We start from the raw sequence: 18,515 nt of genomic DNA on the forward strand, positions 1-18,515 counted from the left end.
AAAACATTTCTTTCATTCCCGATATAGTTCACAATTTCCTCCTTTTATCACCGTTTTTTTTGAAAAAGTTTTTCATCAATGCCGAAAAAGAGAAATTACACTTTCTCAAAGAAGCGAAAAAGTGTAAAATGATTATCGCTAAAAAAATAGTAAAAATTGAAAGGAATCAAGATATGATTAATGTATTGGCAATCATCTGTGCGTATTTAATCGGTTCGATTCCGTCTGGTTTATGGATTGGAAAAATTTTTTATAAAACAGACATCCGGGAACATGGAAGCGGAAATTTAGGAGCCACCAACACTTTCCGAGTGTTAGGGAAAAAAGCGGGAATTGTTGTAACCGTTATGGACATATTAAAAGGTACCATTGCTACGCTATTGCCGACTTTCTCTTATTTCAGCGATACCGGCGTGCATCCTCTTATTTTGGGGGCAATCGCCGCTTTTGGACATATGTTCCCGATATTTGCCGGTTTCCGGGGCGGGAAAGCCGTCGCCACATCCGGAGGGGTGTTGCTTGGATATTCCTGGCCATTCTTTGTGTTCCTTGTGATTGGATTTTTGATTCTATTAAAAATCACCAAAATCGTCAGCTTGTCTTCCATGCTCATTTCGCTCATCGCCGTCGTTTATAGTATTATTTATTGGATTGTGACAGGTGATTATGCATTATTTATAATGGTTGTGATATTGGCGTCATTCATTATCTACCGCCACCGCTCCAATATTAAACGCATCAAGGAAGGCACTGAGCCGAAAGTGAAATGGTTATAATGTTACTTGAAAGGATTTGGTTGGGGGAATGAAAATCGTCATTTCAGAGGAAGCATTATCTTGGTTCAAGGAAGAAATGGAAGCAACGGCAGGTGATTATATCCGGTTTTATGCCCGCTATGGCGGTTCATCTCCTTTTCATGAAGCTTTTTCCCTTGGGATGAATCGGGAACAACCCCATGATATCGGCATTGAAACGGTCATTGATGATATCCATTTCTATATTGAAAAAGATGATGTATGGTTTTTCAATGAACATGATTTATACGTTACTGTCAATCCGGAAACGGAGGAACTGGAATATAGTTATAAAAATTAAAAAAGAAGCGGATCTGAAAGCACGCCAAAAGATCCGCTTCTTTTTTTTATTGGACTAAAATTTCTCAATATCAATCACATGTTTGTCGTACCCAAGGGCAATCACCATATCGTTGTACGCGACCAGCACTTCCTTATATAAAACATGCACTTGCTCTACATTCACTTCCCCGTCATCTTCATAACGGGCTGCATCGAATTGGCTGCTGAATTCATCCAACTTCAGTTTTAATGTATCCACTTCCTTCGATTGTCTCGCTTCCTCGCTGGCATATGTATAAACATTAAATGAATGATGGTTGGCAGTGAATTTCTCAATCAATTCAGCCCGTTTGCTTCCTTTCTTGGATGCAACATTTTTCAATTGTTTCATCAGTTCCATGACGTTTTGACTTTGATTGATAAGCGTTTCTACCATATTCATCCTGAATTCCCCCCCAAAAAAAACTCACAGTTTTCGAAATCTATTTTCAAACACAATATTAATTATAAAAAAAGAAATTTCAATTGCAAAATAAAAAGGAAACTGGCCAGTCGCCAGTTTCCATATGATCATTAGACTTCCCCGTTTTCACGGGCAGCCGCTTCTTCCTTCACTTCTTTTCGGAAACCTTCAATCGCTTTTTTTCGCCGTTCATTTTTCGCTTTGATCTTTTCTCTTTCTTCAGGTCCGGCAAATTCCACACTTGCTTCTGCTTCACGGTAATTTTCGATTGTATTTTGAATCATGTTCTGTAATTTTTCCACATTATCGGAACGGTCGTCAGGTTTCGGTTTGCGGTTTGTCATTGCCATCTCTCCTCCTTTTTTATTGTTCAGTCTTATTTTGAGTTGATTCAGAGGAACTATGAAATGAAATTTTAAGGGGATTCATCGTTTTTTGCCAATTCATTTTGCATCAATTCCGCATATTCTTTGGACGTCCTGATAACGACAGTAAGGGAACCCGGCCTGTAATACGTTTGGATGAGGAAAGGGACTCCCGTCGTATTAATAAATTGGAAATCCAATCCCCCATAAAAGGAAACCGTTGCGTCTCTCCCTTTTGGGACATATCCCACATCCTTTGAATGATGATGTCTTTCAATGATCTCCACTGACAGCTGATCAACAGCATTGAATAAAGTGGATGAAGTTTGGCAGATTCCCCCGCCGATTCCCATGACCAACTTTCCGTTGACAATTTCCGGAGCCATTTGATAGCCATTGGCAATTTCTCTTGGCCCCACGATGGAATTGAAAGAGAATTTGTCCCCGCTTCCGACGATCACATTATGGATGGCGGCCGCCGAAATTTCGATATTTTTGCTTCTGCCCGTCTGATTCGGGTTGAAACGGGTGGTATAAGTGGCAATCACCACTTCCTTCAAATGAAGCACATCCGTTGGCCGATAATTGCTTTCGGTCACTTTTAACGGAATTTCGATTCTGCCTCCTGTAAAAGCCCGCTTTAATACCTCTTCAGTCAATAAGGAGGCATTGATTTCCGTTTTCGGTGTGCCTTTGATGATTTCGCCATCGGTATCAATCCGATCCAGTGTCATTTCTTTAAAATATTTTGGTTGAATTTCCTGAATCCAATTTTCCACTTCTTCCTTGAAAATCCTTACGTCCAGTTCAATCCAATAATCTTCAGGATGAAAAGTGTGTATGACTTCTTTGGTATAAGGATCAATGAGATCGATCTTTCTTTCTCCGGTAAGTGGCAATATCGAGTCAAAATAAGCACCGGTTGCAACCGGCTGCTTGAAAAAGGTCAGTAATAGCAAAAGGATTAAACTTCTTTTCATCAATGGTTCCACACAACCCAATCTTTTTGTTATGTATTGTTCCCCGATTCAATTGACTCATACAAAAAAAGAAGGCGATATTTTCTTGCGCCTTCTTGGAATGAAAATTTGCTGGCAGTCCAGAATAAAATTTAAATTTCTGAGTGGATGTATTCAAGGACCATCTTTTGGGCTTCATCGGCGATTTCCTGCATCGTGCCAAGTTCTTGTTCTGTAGCGGAAGCAATTGCCGAAATGCTTCCGGATGTTTCGAATGGGATGTTTAATCTTCCTTCAACATGCTGAACGATTCTTCCCGCATATTCTTTGTATTATTATTAAAAATTTGCTTTTTATATCAAATTTGATTACTTGAATAAAGGGAAAATTCCCATAACAAATAAAAATTCCCCCTAACCTTTTCCTATAACTGTTGAACAGCGTTTATTTCATCAACATGTTTACAATTATTTTTGTAAACTTCATTTACAAAATCCTTGTATCTAATATAACATTTCAAATAAACGGCTGTCCGCCAAGTTCGTATCAATAGGACATGTTCTTGAATTTCTTCCGTATTGCCAAATCCAGACATTTCCTTCACAAGGCACTTTCGCCGGATCAAATTTTGGGGCCAATTGTGCTTTTGTCACCCCCGGATCAGGCTCCGCACTCCATAAGATGGCCTGATTCGCCACCAACGGATCTTGATTGACCGCCTCGCAATAGGCTTTTGCAAAGTTTCCTTCCGTCGGATCGTGATAAAAGCCCGGTTTAAAATCCGTATTATACATGTAATTGACATATCCACGGATCCAACTGCCATCCACATCAAAAAAACGTTCGACATTGGCGAAAATCGGTGTTCCCTTCCGGATGCCAAGCCTTTTTGCATGATAAGAGGCAAACATCGCCACCACTCTTCCTTCATTTTCCCCTACCGCTCTTTTAAAATCGTTGTAGATTGGCAGCAATTTTGTACCACTATTATGGAGCAGTTCAATTTCTTCCCGATCCAAACCTTCTGATGCCCCTTCGACACGGGTCAAATATCTTCCCCAAAACTCCGGCTTCCCGTAATTGTTCAAAACACAATTATAAAGGTCTGTCGTCACTTTTTGCGATGAATCAACACCCCAATGATAAGTAACCACTTGCGTACCTCTTTTCTATTTATGTTTCCATATTTATATATATTGAACAACTTGATTAATTGTTCATGGAAATGAAAAATGAGGGCCGAATCAGCCCTCACGTCATGACAATCACCCAATCCTATATTTTTGTAAAAATGATGCCCAACAGCGCGGTGATAACACCAATAATCTGATAAGTTTTGAGCCTTTCGTGGAAGATCAGGCAACTTCCGCAAACGACCACCAAACAGCTTAACGAAACGATGGAGAAAACTATGCTTGCGATTCCTTTTTGCAAAGCGAAGAAATAGCAGCTGTAGGCGATCACGCTCAACAAACCGACAACGGCGCCCACTTTCAATTCGGAAGGCTGCCAGTTTTCTTTTTGGACAAGACTATTTGCAATCAAATAAACCGCCCCGCCGCCATACATGCAAATTAAAGTATTGAGCGGCTCAATATGCAAATAAGTCGATGCTTTCATCAAAATTCCTAGAATCCCTAATGACAGAATGGCGAGGCAAATTCTGATCATCCAAGGCAAATATTCCGCATGCACATTGCTTGAAGGCGAATATTGAATCACCACGGCGGAGCACAACATGATGATAATGCCCGTCCATTGCAAAACGGTGATATGTTCATGGAATATCAACGCGGCACTTAAAATCGGAATAATGGTGTTCAAACTGATGAGCGAACTGGTGATGCTTGCCGGCCCTTTTTCGAAGGCTTTGGACATTTGGATGTTGCCGTTCGTATTTAATATGCCGATCAATGCCCCCAGAACGATTGTCGCCAAGTTCATTGCATGGATTCCCGTCATCAGGCCATAGCCCAAAGCCAACAAAAAGGCGATCAAATAAAAATAAAGCTGGATATGTATTTTCGAGTACCCTTTTGTCGTACTCCACTTGAAAATCATATTATTCGTTCCAAAGCAAAACATTGTGGCCAATGCCGCCCCTATCCACATATGTATGCACCTCTCTAGATGTAGTCCATCCTATTTTAGGTGCTGTTGCATAAAAAATTCAATCATTAAACATTCAATAATCTCCATCATTTATTCTCCGATTTTCTTTTTTCGGAATTTTGCTTACCCCATTTTCCGATAAAAAGCCCCACAAAAGCGAGTGATTTTGGATGTCGCCATATGGTAACATACAAGGGAATGTACAACGATGGAAAGGAAACGGCGCCGATGAAAATCATAAAATTGGTGGACAAAAATCATCCGATCTTTGAAAAAATATGCGAATGGAATTATCACTGGTGGGGATTAAGGGACGGAAAGAGTTTCGAAGAGGTGCGGTCCAATTTGGAACATTCATTAAATGAAGTGCGGTTGCCCCAAACCTTTGTCGCAATGATTGGGGATGAACCTGCAGGCATGTACCAACTGGCCATGTTTGATGATTTGGAAAGCAGGCCGGATCTGTATCCTTGGTTGATCAATGTTTATGTGGATGAAAAATTCCGGGGAAAAAACGTTTTCCGCACATTAATGAACACCGTCAATGAAAATGCGAAAAAAGCGAATTTAAACGAACTGTACTTATATACAAAGCACATGGGATTATATGAAAAATTCGGTTGGAAGTTCATCGGGGAAGTCCAGACGTTTCGGAAAGATTCGCCGATCGAGCGATTATATAAATTAGAAATTCAATAAGCCTAACGATAAAAGAGGATAATTCATATGAGATTATCCTCCCAACCTTCTTTGGAACCCCGAACAGCTATCCAATTAGCCGGTCATCCAGCTCCATTAAAACTTCTTTCGCTTTCCCTTCCAAAATGCAATCGAAATAAGATGCGTGGGAAGCCGCTTCTTTATTAATGTAGACCTTCTTCCCTTTCGTCATCATCGGAAGCTGATTGACCGGATACACTTCCAGGCTTGTTCCGATCACGATGACGACGTCCGCACTTTGAATATTGGATAAAGCGCTTCTCCAAGCATTCTCTGGCAGCATTTCACCAAAAAGGACGACATTCGGCCTCAAATAGCCTTGGCAATGGGCGCAGCGTTCTTTTGCCAAAAAGGCTTCTTTTGAAGCATCTCTTCCGCAAGAATGGCAGCGGAACGTATAAATTGAGCCGTGCAGTTCGTCCACCTTCCTGCTTCCCGCCTTGGAATGAAAACCGTCCACATTCTGGGTGGCAATATGATGAAGAATCCCTCTTTTCTCCCAATCCGCCAGAATGTAATGGCCTTTGTGGGGAGAACATTTATCAAGCAATTGAATTCTCATGGAATAAAATTCATGAAACAGAGGGTAATTGGATTCTAACGCATCCACCGTCGCCACTTGCTGGGGATCCGTTTTCGTCCACCAACCGGATGCGGAACGGAAATCAGGAACTCCGCTTTCTGTAGACATGCCGGCGCCAGTCAACACGACTGTTTTTTTCGATGACTGAAGCCAATTGACAACCGTTTCGATTTTGCTCAAATCTCCCACTCCTCTCCCTTATTCTTACCAATATTTATCTCATAAATAGTTCTCGTTGAAAATAAAAAAGTTTGGCCGAATGATGATGCCGATCAACTGCCATCCCGTCAACATTTTGTAAGAACCATACTTTGAAAAGTTTTAACCAATTTTATGCTCTCTGCTAAAATATAGGTAATCACCCCTGTTACTGGAGGACTAGTATCATGACGACTTTCATCGTATTGATTTTCCTTGTATTATTAAACGCCTTTTTTGCCGCATCTGAATTTGCGCTTGTGGAATTGAATGAAATAAAAATAAAAAATTTGGCGGAAAAAGGCGACCGTAAAGCAAAATTATTGGATAAATTAATTTCCGAACCGAGCCGTTTTTTAAGCACCATCCAAATCGGGATTACATTGGCGGGTTTCTTGGCAAGCGCCTTCGCTGCAGATAATTTTTCGGACCGTTTTGCCCAAGTTTTATTTGACCTGGGCATCCCTTTATCCCTGGAAGTGCTCGATATTCTTTCCGTTATCGTCATTACTGCCGTTTTATCTTATTTTACCCTCGTATTTGGGGAACTGGTGCCGAAAAAAATCGCATTGCAGCGGTATGAAAGTGTTGCCAATATGGTGGCATTGCCACTGACGTTGATTTTTTATGTATGTTATCCACTTGTAAAAGTGCTTAGTTTTTCAACGAATGCAGTTCTTCGTCTGTTGAAAATGAATGAGAAAGTCATCCGTGAAGAGGCTACGGAAGAACAAATCCGGATGATGGTCGAATTGGGCGATATTCAGGGAACCATCAAAAAAAGCGAAAGCAGAATGATCCAAAACGTATTTGAATTCAATGACAAATCGGTAATGGATATTTTCACCCACCGGGTAGATATCGTTGCCATCCCGATGGAAGCGACTTTGGAAGAAACGTTGGCAATTGTCAATGAAAACCAATATACCCGCTATCCCGTTTATGAAGAAGATATCGATCATATCGTTGGAATTTTGCATGTGAAAGATTTATTGCTTCATTTGAACTGGGGGACAAAACCGTTTAATTTGAGGGAAATATTGCGAAAACCAACCTTTGTCATCGATTCGCTAACAATCGATATATTGTTCCAAACGATGAAAAAGAGCAATGTTCATATGGCCATTGTTATTGATGAATACGGTGGTACAGAAGGATTGGTGACGATAGAAGATGTCATTGAAGAAATCGTGGGGGAAATCCATAGCGAAACCCATGAAGAAGAAAAGGAAATTAAAAAAATTGCTCCAAATCAATATTTGATTAAAGGAATCACCCATTTATATAAAATTGAAGATGAATTGGGGATCCATCTGCCATCCGAGGATTTTGACACGCTCAACGGCTTTTTGCTGGAACAATTGGGACGGTATCCAAAACAAAATAAAGTCATCGAATATGAAAACTTGAGGTTCCAAATCCTCGAATTTGAACAAAATCGGATTGAAATGGTCATTTTAACGATATTGGAAAAGGACAAAAAAGAAGCGGAAAAATAAGGGAAGTCCAATCCGGCTTCCCTTTTGATTTGATGTCACAACACATGTGAAATGAGGGATGGAACAGACAAAAATTCCGCAGTGATGTCGTAACCTCGCATATAATCCGGCGAACCAGGAAAATTTTGCATAAACCCGTGAACATTTCCATCAAAGCGTACGAGCCTTACATCAGCACCGGCTTTCCGCAAATTCTCTGCATAATGTTCTCCTTCATCGCATAACGGATCATATTCTGCCGTCAAGATTAAGGTGGGCGGTATTTGTGTTAAATACTTATTATTTTCGTAAAGGGGCGCATAATAGGAAATAGATGTATCATGTTCGGAGAAATTCAAAGAATGCATTGTGAGATCAAGGCCGTATTTTCCATTAAAAAGCATTCTTGAAAAATGGGGGCTGTTCTTCACCTGATCATTGAAATCAATGATGGGATAAAACAATATCTGCTTCTTAAATCGAAAATCGCCTTGAATAATGAAATTCAGAACAATCCTTGCGGCAAAATGGGCGCCGATGCTTGGCCCGCCGATTGCCATTTCTTCTGAAAGGCCTCCCAATTCTTCGGCATGATCAACAATCCACTTCGCCACAACGTCACATTGCCGGAACATGTTCGAAGCGTTTTCATTGGTGCAATAATCGACCGCAACCACTTTAAAACCCGATAAAGAACAGATCAACCGGCAACTGACATCATGGCTTTCGACACCGCCAGGAATAAAAGTTCCTCCGTGGAGAAAAACCAATATTGGATGTCTCTTTTTTCCATTCGGTTCATAAATACGGATTGGAACTTGCATATTCCCTATCGAAACGAGTCGATCTTCCACATTAAACACTTTCGGGCGTTTTTCCAGAGGCGGGTTTTTCACTTCAATGCCCGTTTTTCTTGCCTTCGGATATTGTTGAAAATACTGTTCGATATACAAATGAATCGGCACTTTCTCACTCCTTTCTTTTTACATAAATGTGATGAATTGCTCCATACTAATCCAAACACCTTATCTTTAGAATGTCCAAAGGTGGAATGGATATGACAAAAAGAAAAAGCTAAGTATAGCCACTGTATACTCAGCTTGAAAAATTTGTGATGATTATTGTACCGGCTCCCATTCAATAAATGTGATTTCAGGCATGTACTGCATCATATGGGATTTGATTTCTTCATAAATCCCTTGGGCATTTTGCAGTTCATCGTTGGTAACGCTATATAATGGAAGAATTTCATAATTTCTCCAACGTTGAAACTTTACATAAGTTGGAAGCAACTGGGGATCCATGACTTCAATCGTTGAACGCTCTTTGCCAAACTCGTCATAAGTGACCGTCTTCTTCACATCCAATTGCAAAATGGCTCCAATACGTGTATAAAGCCGATCTTGTCCGGATAAAAAATTGCCTAACGAATGAATGACAAAGGTTTGATTCCCTTTTTCCCCTGTGTACCATTTCGCCGGCTGCAATACATGGGGATGGTGGGCAAAAACGATATCGGCACCATAATCAGCCAAATGTTGGGCAATCTCATCCTGGAAATCATTGAATTGGCGCTCATATTCATTCCCCATATGTACATTCACGACAACCACATCAGAAATTTCCTTTGCCCGTTGGATATCCTCTTTCATTTTTTCCAAATTTATATAATTGACTAAATAATCCTTGCCTGGAGGCGCGGAAATCCCGTTTGTCCCGTATGTATACCCTAAAAAAGAAAAGGTGATATGATTTTTCGTTATCGTTTTGATAATTTTTGATTCCTCTTCTGTTGCGGCACACCCAACATAGATGATACCGATCTGGTTCCAATAGTTGGTTGCATTCAGTATGGCACGCTCCCCACGATCGAGTGTATGATTGTTGGCCATATTCACCACATCCACACCCGAATCTTTCAATGCGTCGCCGATTTCAAACGGGCTGTTGAATTGAGGATAACTGGAAAGCCCCAATTCTTTTCCACCGATAATACTTTCCGAGTTCGCCACCGTGATATCCGCACTTTCCAAATAAGGCTTCACCTCACGGAACATTTTGGTGAAATCGTATTGTTGATTCCCGATGGATGCATCTTTATAGACAGAATTATGTAATAAAATATCGCCGACCGCCGAAATGGTTGCGGTATATGTCACCGGAGCATCGGGTACAGTTGGAGGCTCTTCCGTTTCTATTTTTGGCGGGGATGAAATATCCGAAGCATTTTCCGAATCTATGTTGCACGCTGCTAAAAAAAGTACCGATAAAATGAATATAACTGTTCTGGCGATTTTGTTTCCTCTCCTTTATATGCACTTTTTCAAATCATAACAATTTTCTCTCCAGATAAAAATAGCTTTATGAATTTTGACAAATAAAATTAATAGTGCCAAAAAACCCAATATGTACGTTGTTGGCACTTTCCCCGCTTGTCCCTTTCGGCAATGGATCATGACACCTCGTCCACCTATATACATGGAATAAACCGGATCTTTCCCTGTGACGCCCTGAGACGCATCGAAAAATGATTTTGCGAACCGTTCCCTTCAAAATCATCTGAGAATCGCTTACAGAGAGCTTCATATTCCCCTTATATTATTTCCTGTATTTTACTTTTAACTGCATATAATGTATATTATATGCAGTTATGTTTTTAATTTTTGAATTTCCTTTGTTTAACGAACAATCCCCTATCTTATGGACTCAATAGATTATTTGATGAAAAAGCTGATTCAGAAACTACAAGGCCTGAAAAGAGGTTTAGATGATGGAATCACAACAAGTCTTAGACCATTATGAAAATGAAATCGATATTTTTAAAACCTATCTGGAGGATTTGGGCTATTCGCCTTATACAATTAAATGTTATCTATCTGATGTGCAGTCTTTTCTAACTTTCCTGATTGAAAAGGAAGAAAAGTTGATTCCACTCGACACAGTGGGATCGAAAAATATCCAAGAATATTTGAGGAAAACGCAAAAAGGCAAGGCAAAAACAACGCGCAACCGGAGATTGATGTCTTTGCGAACGTTTTTTAAATCCCTTGTGAAAGCGGAGGAGCTGAACTTTAACCCGGCTCTTGAAATCGATATAGCAAAAACTGAAAAAAATCCATTGCCCACCTATTTAAACGATGAAGAGCTTCGTTTGCTATTTCAATGCATTAAACATGACCAATACCATATCCGTAATAAATGCATATTGATGCTTATGAGTCTGGCTGGATTACGTGTCATTGAAATCTATCATTTAAACACATCAGATCTCATTCGGGATGAAAACGAACCCGGCATTAATGTCATGGGAAAAGGGAGCAAAGCTCGCTATATTCCATTGCCTGCCCCCTTGTTTCATTTACTAATGGAGTACGAACACATGTATCGGCCAACGCCAAAGCAGGAACATCGCAATGCCTTTTTTGTTTCAAAACGGGGAGAAAGACTTTCAAGAAGAAGAATTCAAATGATTTCAGAAGAGGCATTCAATAGGCTGAAAAGTTTACCCGACTTCCATTATTTACAAAGCAAAAAGTTATCTTCCCATAAATTGAGACATACGTTCGGCACAAGACTTGTGCGGGAAGGGGTCGATCTTGTGACGGTACAAGAGTTGATGGGCCATACCAATTTAAGTACCACGCAAATTTATACCCATGTAAACAACAAACAAAAACAAGAAGCCATGCGGAATCAAAATGTGGCGAAGTTTTTTGAATAACGTACTGCCATTGATAAGAGGGAATGTAAATTTTCCCCTCTTTCGTTTTTTCGATATTCCCTAAACTTACGAAGCCTACTTCCAAATGACTTCATTGTCTCTGTAAAATTAAAACCTATTATAACAGCACGCGGTGTAAAGCATCCGAATGCGTGAACTGTTATAATAGGCCAAAATGGAAGAAACAGATACCTGTAATGGTTCTGCCCGAAACATAATAAGCTTTTTTGGATGAAATCGTTTATTCTACCCATGTTTGAATCGGGAATATATACGGTTCTTCAGGTTCCTCAATGATTTTCCAATTTGTGACGCTGATTTTGGGGATTTCCATTCCATGATAATTTGCAACAGCCAATCCTCCTTCGATTTCCAACCATGAATCCTGTTGTAATTGATCGGCCCCGTCCAATTCCGCCAAAAATCCGATCACGCTCGCATCAGCAACACAATGGGTAATAAAAAATCTCGATAGGACAAACTGATTTTCCGTAAAATCCCCTTCTTTAAATACAAATCCTTTCATTTTGATCGTTCTGCCTTCAAAGGATGATGGATTATCGTTAATGCTGCTGTAATAGGAAATAAAAATATCCTCATCCATTTCAATAATTTCCGCATTTTGGAGTTTTTCATGTTTTGATTTTATTTTCTCTTCCGTTAAATAATTTTCGTTTACTAATGGCTCATAATCACTGGAGTAAATATCAATCGATTCTTTTTCCGTTAATGACTCCGAATTTTGATTGAGCAATTCTTCCAATGACGCTTCTTCTTTTTGATAACTGATTTGTGAAAGGATTGACCCATTATTGGCAGCAAGCGAAGAATTTAATGTTGCAGGAGCAAATGTCAAACCAGTCATGATTGGAAAAATAACGATGGCAAAACTTATGATTTTCCCGACATTCCATTTTTCATGATGATGATGGCAGCAATGATTCGTACAATCGTGATGGGCATGCCCCTTTTGAAAAATTCTTGGCACTTGAATCAACAAGAAAATCAAAAAAATACCGATTGCAATCTTACTCATAAAATCGTATTTCGGATTAATGTATTTCCCAATATCCCCTGTCAAATGAAGCTTGAGAAAAAATAGTGCGAACAACCCTAGTATCATTGCTTTCAATGATTGCTGCCTGTTGATACCCATTCAATCCCCTTCCTAAAGAAAATTCGTTAAAGTAACAAACGTAAAAACAATGGAAGTTATGAGAATAAATAGTCCAACTACAAATTTGAATTTAAACACACTGAGTAACATAAAAGTATTTTTCAAATCAATCATCGGGCCATAAACGAGAAAGGCTAAGATGGATGTTGAAGGAACCATCGTTTTAAATGATGCCGCAATAAATGCATCCGCTTCCGAACATAATGATAAAACATAAGCAAGCACCATCATGACAACTGTCGAATGAAGCAATCCATCTCCAAATGGAAATAAGCTTTGTATTGACACGAACGTTCGAAATAATGCCGCTACCATCGCACCAATAATTAAATACTTGCTCATGTCGAAAAATTCATCGATTGAATGTTTGAACATATCCATGATTCTTGTCCCAATCGGCCGCCTTTTCTTCAAAATGATCGTCTTCTTTTTATTCACCCGTTTAAGTTGATTCGATGGATAGAGTATACTGACGATGAATGCAATGAGTAAAGCGGCCACAAATCCGACTCCCATCCGGAGCAATGCCATTTCCAAATCATTTCCAAAGGCCATATAAGTCGATAATATCACAATGGGATTAATTAAAGGTCCCGTCAATAAAAAAGCCACTCCCGCATAAAGGGGCACCCCTTTTTCAATTAAACGCCGGACAATCGGCACAATCCCGCATTCGCATGCCGGAAACAGGGATCCAATAATACAGCCCATCCAAATTGCCAATATTTTATTCTTTGGAATGAACGTTCGAATATGATCCTCCGTAATAAACATTTGGATAAATCCCGCTATTAACACTCCAATCAACACAAATGGAATTGCTTCTATTAAAATACTAAGAAAAATGGTATTAAATTGATAAAAGGATTTTGGTAAAGCAAATCCTTCGTAATCAATAAAAATAGGAACCAAAAACAAAAGGAAAAACCCTATAAGCAAAAGGGATAAAAACTGGTTAACATTTTTCAATTTCGTTTGCATCCGAACTCCCACTTTCATTTACTAAAATCCGCAGAAAAAATTATTTTCTCCATAATGTATTCGTTGATAATCGTAATTATTACTATTTACATCAAGAAAGAGTGCCATTTTTTTTAAAAAAAAGAGGCTGGGACATAACTAATAAAGTGAACGAGCTGCAAAAAGATTTTTTGTAAAAAATTGATTGGAGTGACGGGGCGAGTTTCTGTCGCGCACGCTTAGTCGCAAAGCAAAAGCTTTCCTGCGACGAGCCCTCTCGAGACCCCGCAGGAGCGAAGGATTGAGCTCCGAGGAGGCTCGAGCCGGGCCTGCGGAAAGCGTCCCCGGAAAGGAAATCAATTTTCTTCAATTATCAAAAAAACACCATTTTCTCCCGGGGGAAAATGGTGTTTTTTATCTTTTGTCCCAGCCTCTTTAACTCTTTGTCCCGGCCTTTATTAAGCAATGTTTTCCCAAAGCTGTTTGTAATAAGAATGATTTTTTAATAATTCATGGTGAGTGCCCTTTCCTGAAAGATGGCCATCTTCAAAAACAAGAATTTGATCAGCATTTGTAATAGTGGATAGTCGATGAGCGATAACGATCGTTGTTCTCCCCTTCATTAAGTTCGATAAGGCAAGTTGTACTTCCCGCTCGGATTCATTGTCAAGGTTGGAAGTTGCCTCGTCCAGTAAAAGGAGCTGAGGGTTTCGTAAGATCGCACGGGCTATGGCGATTCGTTGCTTTTGCCCTCCCGATAACTTAATACCGTTTTCTCCAACGGATGTATCCAGCTTTTCTGGCAATTTATCGACAAAATCCCAAGCAAAAGCTGCTTTTAACGCTTCTTTCATTTTTTCTTCTGTTGCATTTGGATTACCATACTTTAAATTATCCCGAATGGTTCCATTCAAAAGTGGGGCTTCTTGAGATACGTAGCCAATCAAATTTCGCCATTTATACAAATCAAATTGCGTAATGTCCGTGCGACCATATCGAATGGTCCCTTCCGATGCCTCGTAAAATCGTTCAATCAATGAAAATATCGTTGTTTTTCCACCGCCGCTTTGGCTGACAAAGGCGGTTGTCTTTCCAGCAGGTATTGTAAAGCTCATATTTTTTAATACATCTTTATCAGTATAGCGGAACGTCACGTTTTCAAACACTAAGTCTTGAAGCGTTTCTGGTAAGTCTATCCCTTCTTTTATTTCAATAGGTTCCTTTAAAATTTGCTGAATGCGTTCAGTGGCACCAAGCGCCTTTTGAAGTGCTGTGAAAAACGTAGCCATTTGTGTAAACGGGATGATGATTTGCACTAAATAAATCATGATCGCGACCAGCTCTCCAGCTGAAATATTGCCTGATGCAATTTGTGCTCCACCATACCCGAAAATTAAAATAAGCACCACCATCATAATAAGCGTCATAATTGGCGATAAAATGGCCATTATTCTAGCCTCTTTAACGCCATAGCCATATAGGCCTTCAATATTTTGCGCGCCTTCCTTTGTTTCTTTCTCTTCAGCTTGTGTTGATTTGATTAATCGAATATTGGATAAAATTCTGCCAAGTTGTCCACTAAATTTCGCTAGTTGATCTTGGTTTTCTTTTGCGATTTTGTGCATTTTTGAACCTAGGGGCAGCATGACCACAATTGCAAGAGGTACAGAAATAAGCATTAGAAGGGTCATTTTCCAATCAAGCCAAAGCAAAATTCCGATCGCACCAATGATTGAAAAAATTCCTGTCACAAAACTCACTAGTTGGTCTGTTACAAGTTCTTTCACTATGCTTGTATCTTGTGTAATTCGACTAAGAATGCTGCCCGTTTCGTTTCGATCAAAAAAGGATACTTTTAGTCTTAGCACATGACTCCATAAAAATTTTCGCATGTTCGCAACAACTCGTTCGCCAAGTTTTCGCATAAAAAAGAACGTTAACCCACTGAATATTGCTTGTAAAATCAGAGCAAACACAACAAGCATTAAAGTCGACCAATCGAAATCTTCAACAGAAAAACCATTGATTAAATTTACCGTTAATAACGGAACCGTAAGTCCAAGAGCTGTGTCAAAAAGCCCGAGCACTAATACGAATGCGACTAATTTTTTTGGAAATTGGCTTTTCTTCATTAATTGCCATAATTCATCTATTTTCAGCTTCAAAAAAATCATCTCCTAACACTTGATGCTTAGCCATTTGCTCCAAAAGCCATTGTTCTTCATCTTGCGTGAATGGTGATGGGAAGAGCCAAGTATCTACTTCTAAATTTTCTACATCCTTAAATGCCTCGGCAATTTTGATTAGCAAATCCTGCGGTATAATATTTAACAATTTCCAAATCAACTCTTTTACTTCTTCATCTGGTGCATTTTCACTATAAGCAATTTTCAGTTGGTAGCATGCTTCGATATAACGACGATTAATTTCTACAAAATTCATCTTCATCATTGAATACATTTCTTCTACTATTTCTTCATCGACAAATTTAAGCAAAAACGACTTTTGCTCATCTTCCGTCAGCAATGAATGCATCACAAGAAGAAGCAGTGTAGGTTCAGACACTTGTACTTTTTCATAAATCGAAATAGCCGTATCCAAAGTGTTAATAATGGATTCAATATGTTTTTTCTTTTCTTCAAGCATCGACTTTTGCTCCTTAAGTGAATCGAGCAGTGGAACTTCCTCTTTTAGGAGTGCCTTCATTTCTTCAATCGAAAAATCCAAGTACTTATATGTTGCAATTTTTTGAGCTTCGACAATATTCTCATCATTATACAGTCTTTGTCCGCCATCTGTTAGAGCTGCAGGTTTTAAAATGCCTTTCTCGTCATAAAAGCGGAGAGCTCGAATCGTCATCCCTGTTTTTTTAGCAAATTGACCAATTGTATACATATATTTCACATCCTTTTCTTCATTATAAAAGCTCACGTAACGGTAGATTCAACAAAATTTTCACGAAAAATCTATTCCTTGGTACCATTACTTTTATATTGGAGGAATTTCGATGACAGAATTTCGAAATGTTGAAGGAAATAAAGAAGAAATCGAGCAAGAGATTACAGTCGTGCGGGATTAGCGGCTCTTGGCGTTTGAAACTAAACGAACCTTTTTTATACATAAAAAGCGAATCTATTCAATAAAAAAGTGTCAAAACAATATTTCACGTTTTGACACTCATTGACAACGGAATATTTAGTTGAGCATTTTGCACATTTTTCAACCCAAGAACCATAAGGTTTTCTAAAGCATAAAAAAGGACTTCACCCCTTATTTGTAGAATTTTGAAGTGACCAAACCACAAAAATCCATAAGGAGGAAGTCACTTTGTATATTCTACAAGAAAGTCTATTTTCCTTTGAAGAATTGCAAATTTTAGAGTCAAAAGAGAAATTACCGATCTTTTTTAGTGCTCTAGATTTGCGTCCTTATGCTAAACAATTGAAAAGTTCTTCACCCCAAGGGGCTGAAGGACATTCCAAAGAAGGGATATTAAGGGCTCTTATCGCTGCCCCATTAGAAGGTATTGATACTTTTACTTCTCTTCACAATCGATTAAAAAATGACCTGCGTTTTCGTTACCAATGTGGTTTAGATATTAGCAGGCCTGCACCATCCATCTCTACTCTTAGCCGAGTATTTTCTTCACTAACCAAAACTGGACTTGTGAAAAGAATCTTTCAAGATCTCGTCCAGTTAGCTCAAGAGGAAGGAGTAATTGATGGAAAACATCAGGCTATCGACAGTGCCGCCATTGATGCTTATGAAAAGAAGCAGCCTAAGAAGCGAAGTGAACAAACAGGCAACGCCAATTGGGGGGCAAAGTTTGATTCCTTCGGTAATAAAATTACTTGGTTTGGCTATAAGATGCATCTTTCCGTTGACACCAAAAGTGAATTACCAATGGCGATTGAAGTAACCCCTGCTCATATCAACGATGGGGATGTCGCACCACAATTAATTGAACAAGTAAAGAGTTGTACAAACTCTAAAATTGATTTCCTGATAATGGATGGTGGGTACGACCAGCTAAAAAACTACGAATCCGCCAAGAACATCGGGGCTCAAGCTATTATTCCACTCAATTTGCGTAATGAAAAGGAGCCTCCCGAAGGAATTGCCTCCAATGGAACCCCACGTTGTTCGATGGGGTACGAAATGACTTATTGGGGCGCCAATAAGGATCAGCTCAAATTCAGATGTCCACACGCAACCGGAAAAGTGGATTGCCCATTAGGAATGGCAGCCTGTTCATCCTCCAACTATGGAATGGTAGTAAAAATTAACGTGAATAAGGATCTTCGCCGGTACTCTAATCCACACCGCGATTCCAAACGTTGGAAAGAACTTTACAATGAGCGAACCAGTGTAGAACGGTGCAATTCAAGAATGAAAAGTTATCTTACAGCGAACTCCCTGCATGTGTGGGGAATCGATAAAGTAAAAACTCATATTTACTTGAACGCCATCGTATTACTGGTTTCAGCTCTCGCAATGGCAAAAGAGAGTAAAAAGCAACAAACCGCTTAAAAAATTTTTAAAGCGAAAAATTCTGCAAGTACGCCCAAAAAAGGACAAACAGAATATTTGTAAACCAAAGATACAAAATACCCCAATTTATTTGGGTTTCTTTTAAAACTCTTTTTAATAAAAATCTAATTTTGCAAAACTCTCAGTTAATATGAAAAATGATAAAGTACCAT

Annotated in this window: 18 protein-coding genes; 6 read left to right on the forward strand and 12 right to left on the reverse strand. The window is 39.2% G+C overall.

The genetic code is table 11. From position 1 onward, the window contains the following. Nucleotides 1–173 precede the first annotated feature (173 nt). Together plsY and NSS77_RS14615 are read left to right on the forward strand one after the other, a co-directional pair. Entirely contained in the window at nucleotides 174–776 is a 603-nt protein-coding gene (plsY, locus tag NSS77_RS14610; protein ID WP_342469388.1) for a glycerol-3-phosphate 1-O-acyltransferase PlsY, read from the forward strand. A 28-nt stretch (nucleotides 777–804) separates the two neighbouring features. Beyond that, nucleotides 805–1,095 (forward strand): HesB/YadR/YfhF family protein, encoded by a 291-nt coding sequence (locus tag NSS77_RS14615; protein ID WP_342469389.1) that lies wholly within the window; start codon nucleotides 805–807, stop codon nucleotides 1,093–1,095. Nucleotides 1,096–1,149: 54 nt separating this feature from the next. Here the strand turns inward: NSS77_RS14615 and NSS77_RS14620 are convergent, their stop codons facing one another. The 5 genes from NSS77_RS14620 to NSS77_RS14640 form a co-directional block, all read right to left on the reverse strand. Continuing rightward, nucleotides 1,150–1,518, reverse strand: coding sequence for a hypothetical protein (locus NSS77_RS14620; protein WP_342469390.1), 369 nt, complete (start codon nucleotides 1,516–1,518; stop codon nucleotides 1,150–1,152). A 131-nt stretch (nucleotides 1,519–1,649) separates the two neighbouring features. Continuing rightward, nucleotides 1,650–1,883 (reverse strand): small acid-soluble spore protein Tlp, encoded by a 234-nt coding sequence (gene tlp / locus NSS77_RS14625; RefSeq protein ID WP_342469391.1) that lies wholly within the window; start codon nucleotides 1,881–1,883, stop codon nucleotides 1,650–1,652. Between the two features lie 71 nt (nucleotides 1,884–1,954). Further along, complete coding sequence (locus NSS77_RS14630) at nucleotides 1,955–2,884, reverse strand: VanW family protein (RefSeq protein ID WP_342469392.1); 930 nt, start codon at nucleotides 2,882–2,884, stop codon at nucleotides 1,955–1,957. Nucleotides 2,885–3,366: 482 nt separating this feature from the next. Continuing rightward, nucleotides 3,367–4,017: a glycoside hydrolase domain-containing protein gene (locus tag NSS77_RS14635; protein WP_342469393.1), complete on the reverse strand. Its 651-nt coding sequence runs from the start codon at nucleotides 4,015–4,017 to the stop codon at nucleotides 3,367–3,369. A gap of 121 nt (nucleotides 4,018–4,138) precedes the next feature. After that, complete coding sequence (locus NSS77_RS14640) at nucleotides 4,139–4,975, reverse strand: DMT family transporter (RefSeq protein WP_342469394.1); 837 nt, start codon at nucleotides 4,973–4,975, stop codon at nucleotides 4,139–4,141. A gap of 180 nt (nucleotides 4,976–5,155) precedes the next feature. Between NSS77_RS14640 and NSS77_RS14645 the strand changes: the two genes are divergently transcribed. Then, nucleotides 5,156–5,674, forward strand: a complete 519-nt coding sequence (locus tag NSS77_RS14645; protein WP_342469395.1) for a GNAT family N-acetyltransferase — start codon at nucleotides 5,156–5,158, stop codon at nucleotides 5,672–5,674. A 67-nt stretch (nucleotides 5,675–5,741) separates the two neighbouring features. On the opposite strand, the gene NSS77_RS14650 is transcribed toward NSS77_RS14645, so the two are convergent. Then, nucleotides 5,742–6,458, reverse strand: coding sequence for an NAD-dependent deacylase (locus NSS77_RS14650; RefSeq protein WP_342469396.1), 717 nt, complete (start codon nucleotides 6,456–6,458; stop codon nucleotides 5,742–5,744). 206 nt (nucleotides 6,459–6,664) lie between these two features. Between NSS77_RS14650 and NSS77_RS14655 the strand changes: the two genes are divergently transcribed. Beyond that, entirely contained in the window at nucleotides 6,665–7,975 is a 1,311-nt protein-coding gene (locus NSS77_RS14655) for a hemolysin family protein (RefSeq protein WP_342469397.1), read from the forward strand. Nucleotides 7,976–8,010: 35 nt separating this feature from the next. Here the strand turns inward: NSS77_RS14655 and NSS77_RS14660 are convergent, their stop codons facing one another. Next, nucleotides 8,011–8,919, reverse strand: a complete 909-nt coding sequence (locus tag NSS77_RS14660; protein ID WP_342469398.1) for an alpha/beta hydrolase — start codon at nucleotides 8,917–8,919, stop codon at nucleotides 8,011–8,013. A 153-nt stretch (nucleotides 8,920–9,072) separates the two neighbouring features. Then, nucleotides 9,073–10,113, reverse strand: a complete 1,041-nt coding sequence (locus NSS77_RS14665) for a CapA family protein (RefSeq protein WP_342469399.1) — start codon at nucleotides 10,111–10,113, stop codon at nucleotides 9,073–9,075. Between the two features lie 608 nt (nucleotides 10,114–10,721). On the opposite strand from NSS77_RS14665, the gene NSS77_RS14670 reads away from it, so the two are divergent. Continuing rightward, on the forward strand, nucleotides 10,722–11,675 hold the full coding sequence (locus NSS77_RS14670) for a tyrosine-type recombinase/integrase (RefSeq protein ID WP_342469400.1): 954 nt from the start codon (nucleotides 10,722–10,724) through the stop codon (nucleotides 11,673–11,675). Nucleotides 11,676–11,916: 241 nt separating this feature from the next. On the opposite strand, the gene NSS77_RS14675 is transcribed toward NSS77_RS14670, so the two are convergent. The 4 genes from NSS77_RS14675 to NSS77_RS14690 all read right to left on the reverse strand — a co-directional run bounded on the left by NSS77_RS14675 (nucleotide 11,917) and on the right by NSS77_RS14690 (nucleotide 16,716). Next, the gene (locus tag NSS77_RS14675) at nucleotides 11,917–12,831 is read right to left on the reverse strand and encodes a TIGR03943 family protein (protein ID WP_342469401.1); all 915 of its coding nucleotides are present in this window, start codon (nucleotides 12,829–12,831) and stop codon (nucleotides 11,917–11,919) included. A gap of 12 nt (nucleotides 12,832–12,843) precedes the next feature. After that, nucleotides 12,844–13,833: a permease gene (locus NSS77_RS14680; RefSeq protein ID WP_328219864.1), complete on the reverse strand. Its 990-nt coding sequence runs from the start codon at nucleotides 13,831–13,833 to the stop codon at nucleotides 12,844–12,846. Nucleotides 13,834–14,270: 437 nt separating this feature from the next. Then, nucleotides 14,271–15,977: an ABC transporter ATP-binding protein gene (locus NSS77_RS14685; protein ID WP_342469402.1), complete on the reverse strand. Its 1,707-nt coding sequence runs from the start codon at nucleotides 15,975–15,977 to the stop codon at nucleotides 14,271–14,273. After that, nucleotides 15,958–16,716, reverse strand: a complete 759-nt coding sequence (locus NSS77_RS14690) for a MerR family transcriptional regulator (RefSeq protein ID WP_342469403.1) — start codon at nucleotides 16,714–16,716, stop codon at nucleotides 15,958–15,960. Before NSS77_RS14690 ends, NSS77_RS14685 begins: the two co-directional genes overlap by 20 nt. 423 nt (nucleotides 16,717–17,139) lie before the next feature. On the opposite strand from NSS77_RS14690, the gene NSS77_RS14695 reads away from it, so the two are divergent. Beyond that, nucleotides 17,140–18,342, forward strand: coding sequence for a transposase (locus NSS77_RS14695; RefSeq protein WP_027725900.1), 1,203 nt, complete (start codon nucleotides 17,140–17,142; stop codon nucleotides 18,340–18,342). Nucleotides 18,343–18,515 lie beyond the last annotated feature (173 nt).

Source organism: Ureibacillus sp. FSL K6-3587 (assembly GCF_038593165.1).
Classification (GTDB): Bacteria; Bacillota; Bacilli; order Bacillales_A; family Planococcaceae; genus Ureibacillus; species Ureibacillus suwonensis.

Bases quoted from the DNA above. Each gene is read 5' to 3' on its own strand.
- NSS77_RS14655 (WP_342469397.1), top strand. From the start codon at position 6,665: ATGACGACTTTCATCGTATTGATTTTCCTTGTATTATTAAACGCCTTT.
- NSS77_RS14670 (WP_342469400.1), top strand. From the start codon at position 10,722: ATGATGGAATCACAACAAGTCTTAGACCATTATGAAAATGAAATCGAT.
- NSS77_RS14620 (WP_342469390.1), bottom strand. From the start codon at position 1,518: ATGAATATGGTAGAAACGCTTATCAATCAAAGTCAAAACGTCATGGAA.
- NSS77_RS14615 (WP_342469389.1), top strand. From the start codon at position 805: ATGAAAATCGTCATTTCAGAGGAAGCATTATCTTGGTTCAAGGAAGAA.
- NSS77_RS14645 (WP_342469395.1), top strand. From the start codon at position 5,156: ATGGTAACATACAAGGGAATGTACAACGATGGAAAGGAAACGGCGCCG.
- tlp (WP_342469391.1), bottom strand. From the start codon at position 1,883: ATGACAAACCGCAAACCGAAACCTGACGACCGTTCCGATAATGTGGAA.
- NSS77_RS14680 (WP_328219864.1), bottom strand. From the start codon at position 13,833: ATGCAAACGAAATTGAAAAATGTTAACCAGTTTTTATCCCTTTTGCTT.
- plsY (WP_342469388.1), top strand. From the start codon at position 174: ATGATTAATGTATTGGCAATCATCTGTGCGTATTTAATCGGTTCGATT.
- NSS77_RS14675 (WP_342469401.1), bottom strand. From the start codon at position 12,831: ATGGGTATCAACAGGCAGCAATCATTGAAAGCAATGATACTAGGGTTG.
- NSS77_RS14640 (WP_342469394.1), bottom strand. From the start codon at position 4,975: ATGTGGATAGGGGCGGCATTGGCCACAATGTTTTGCTTTGGAACGAAT.
- NSS77_RS14630 (WP_342469392.1), bottom strand. From the start codon at position 2,884: ATGAAAAGAAGTTTAATCCTTTTGCTATTACTGACCTTTTTCAAGCAG.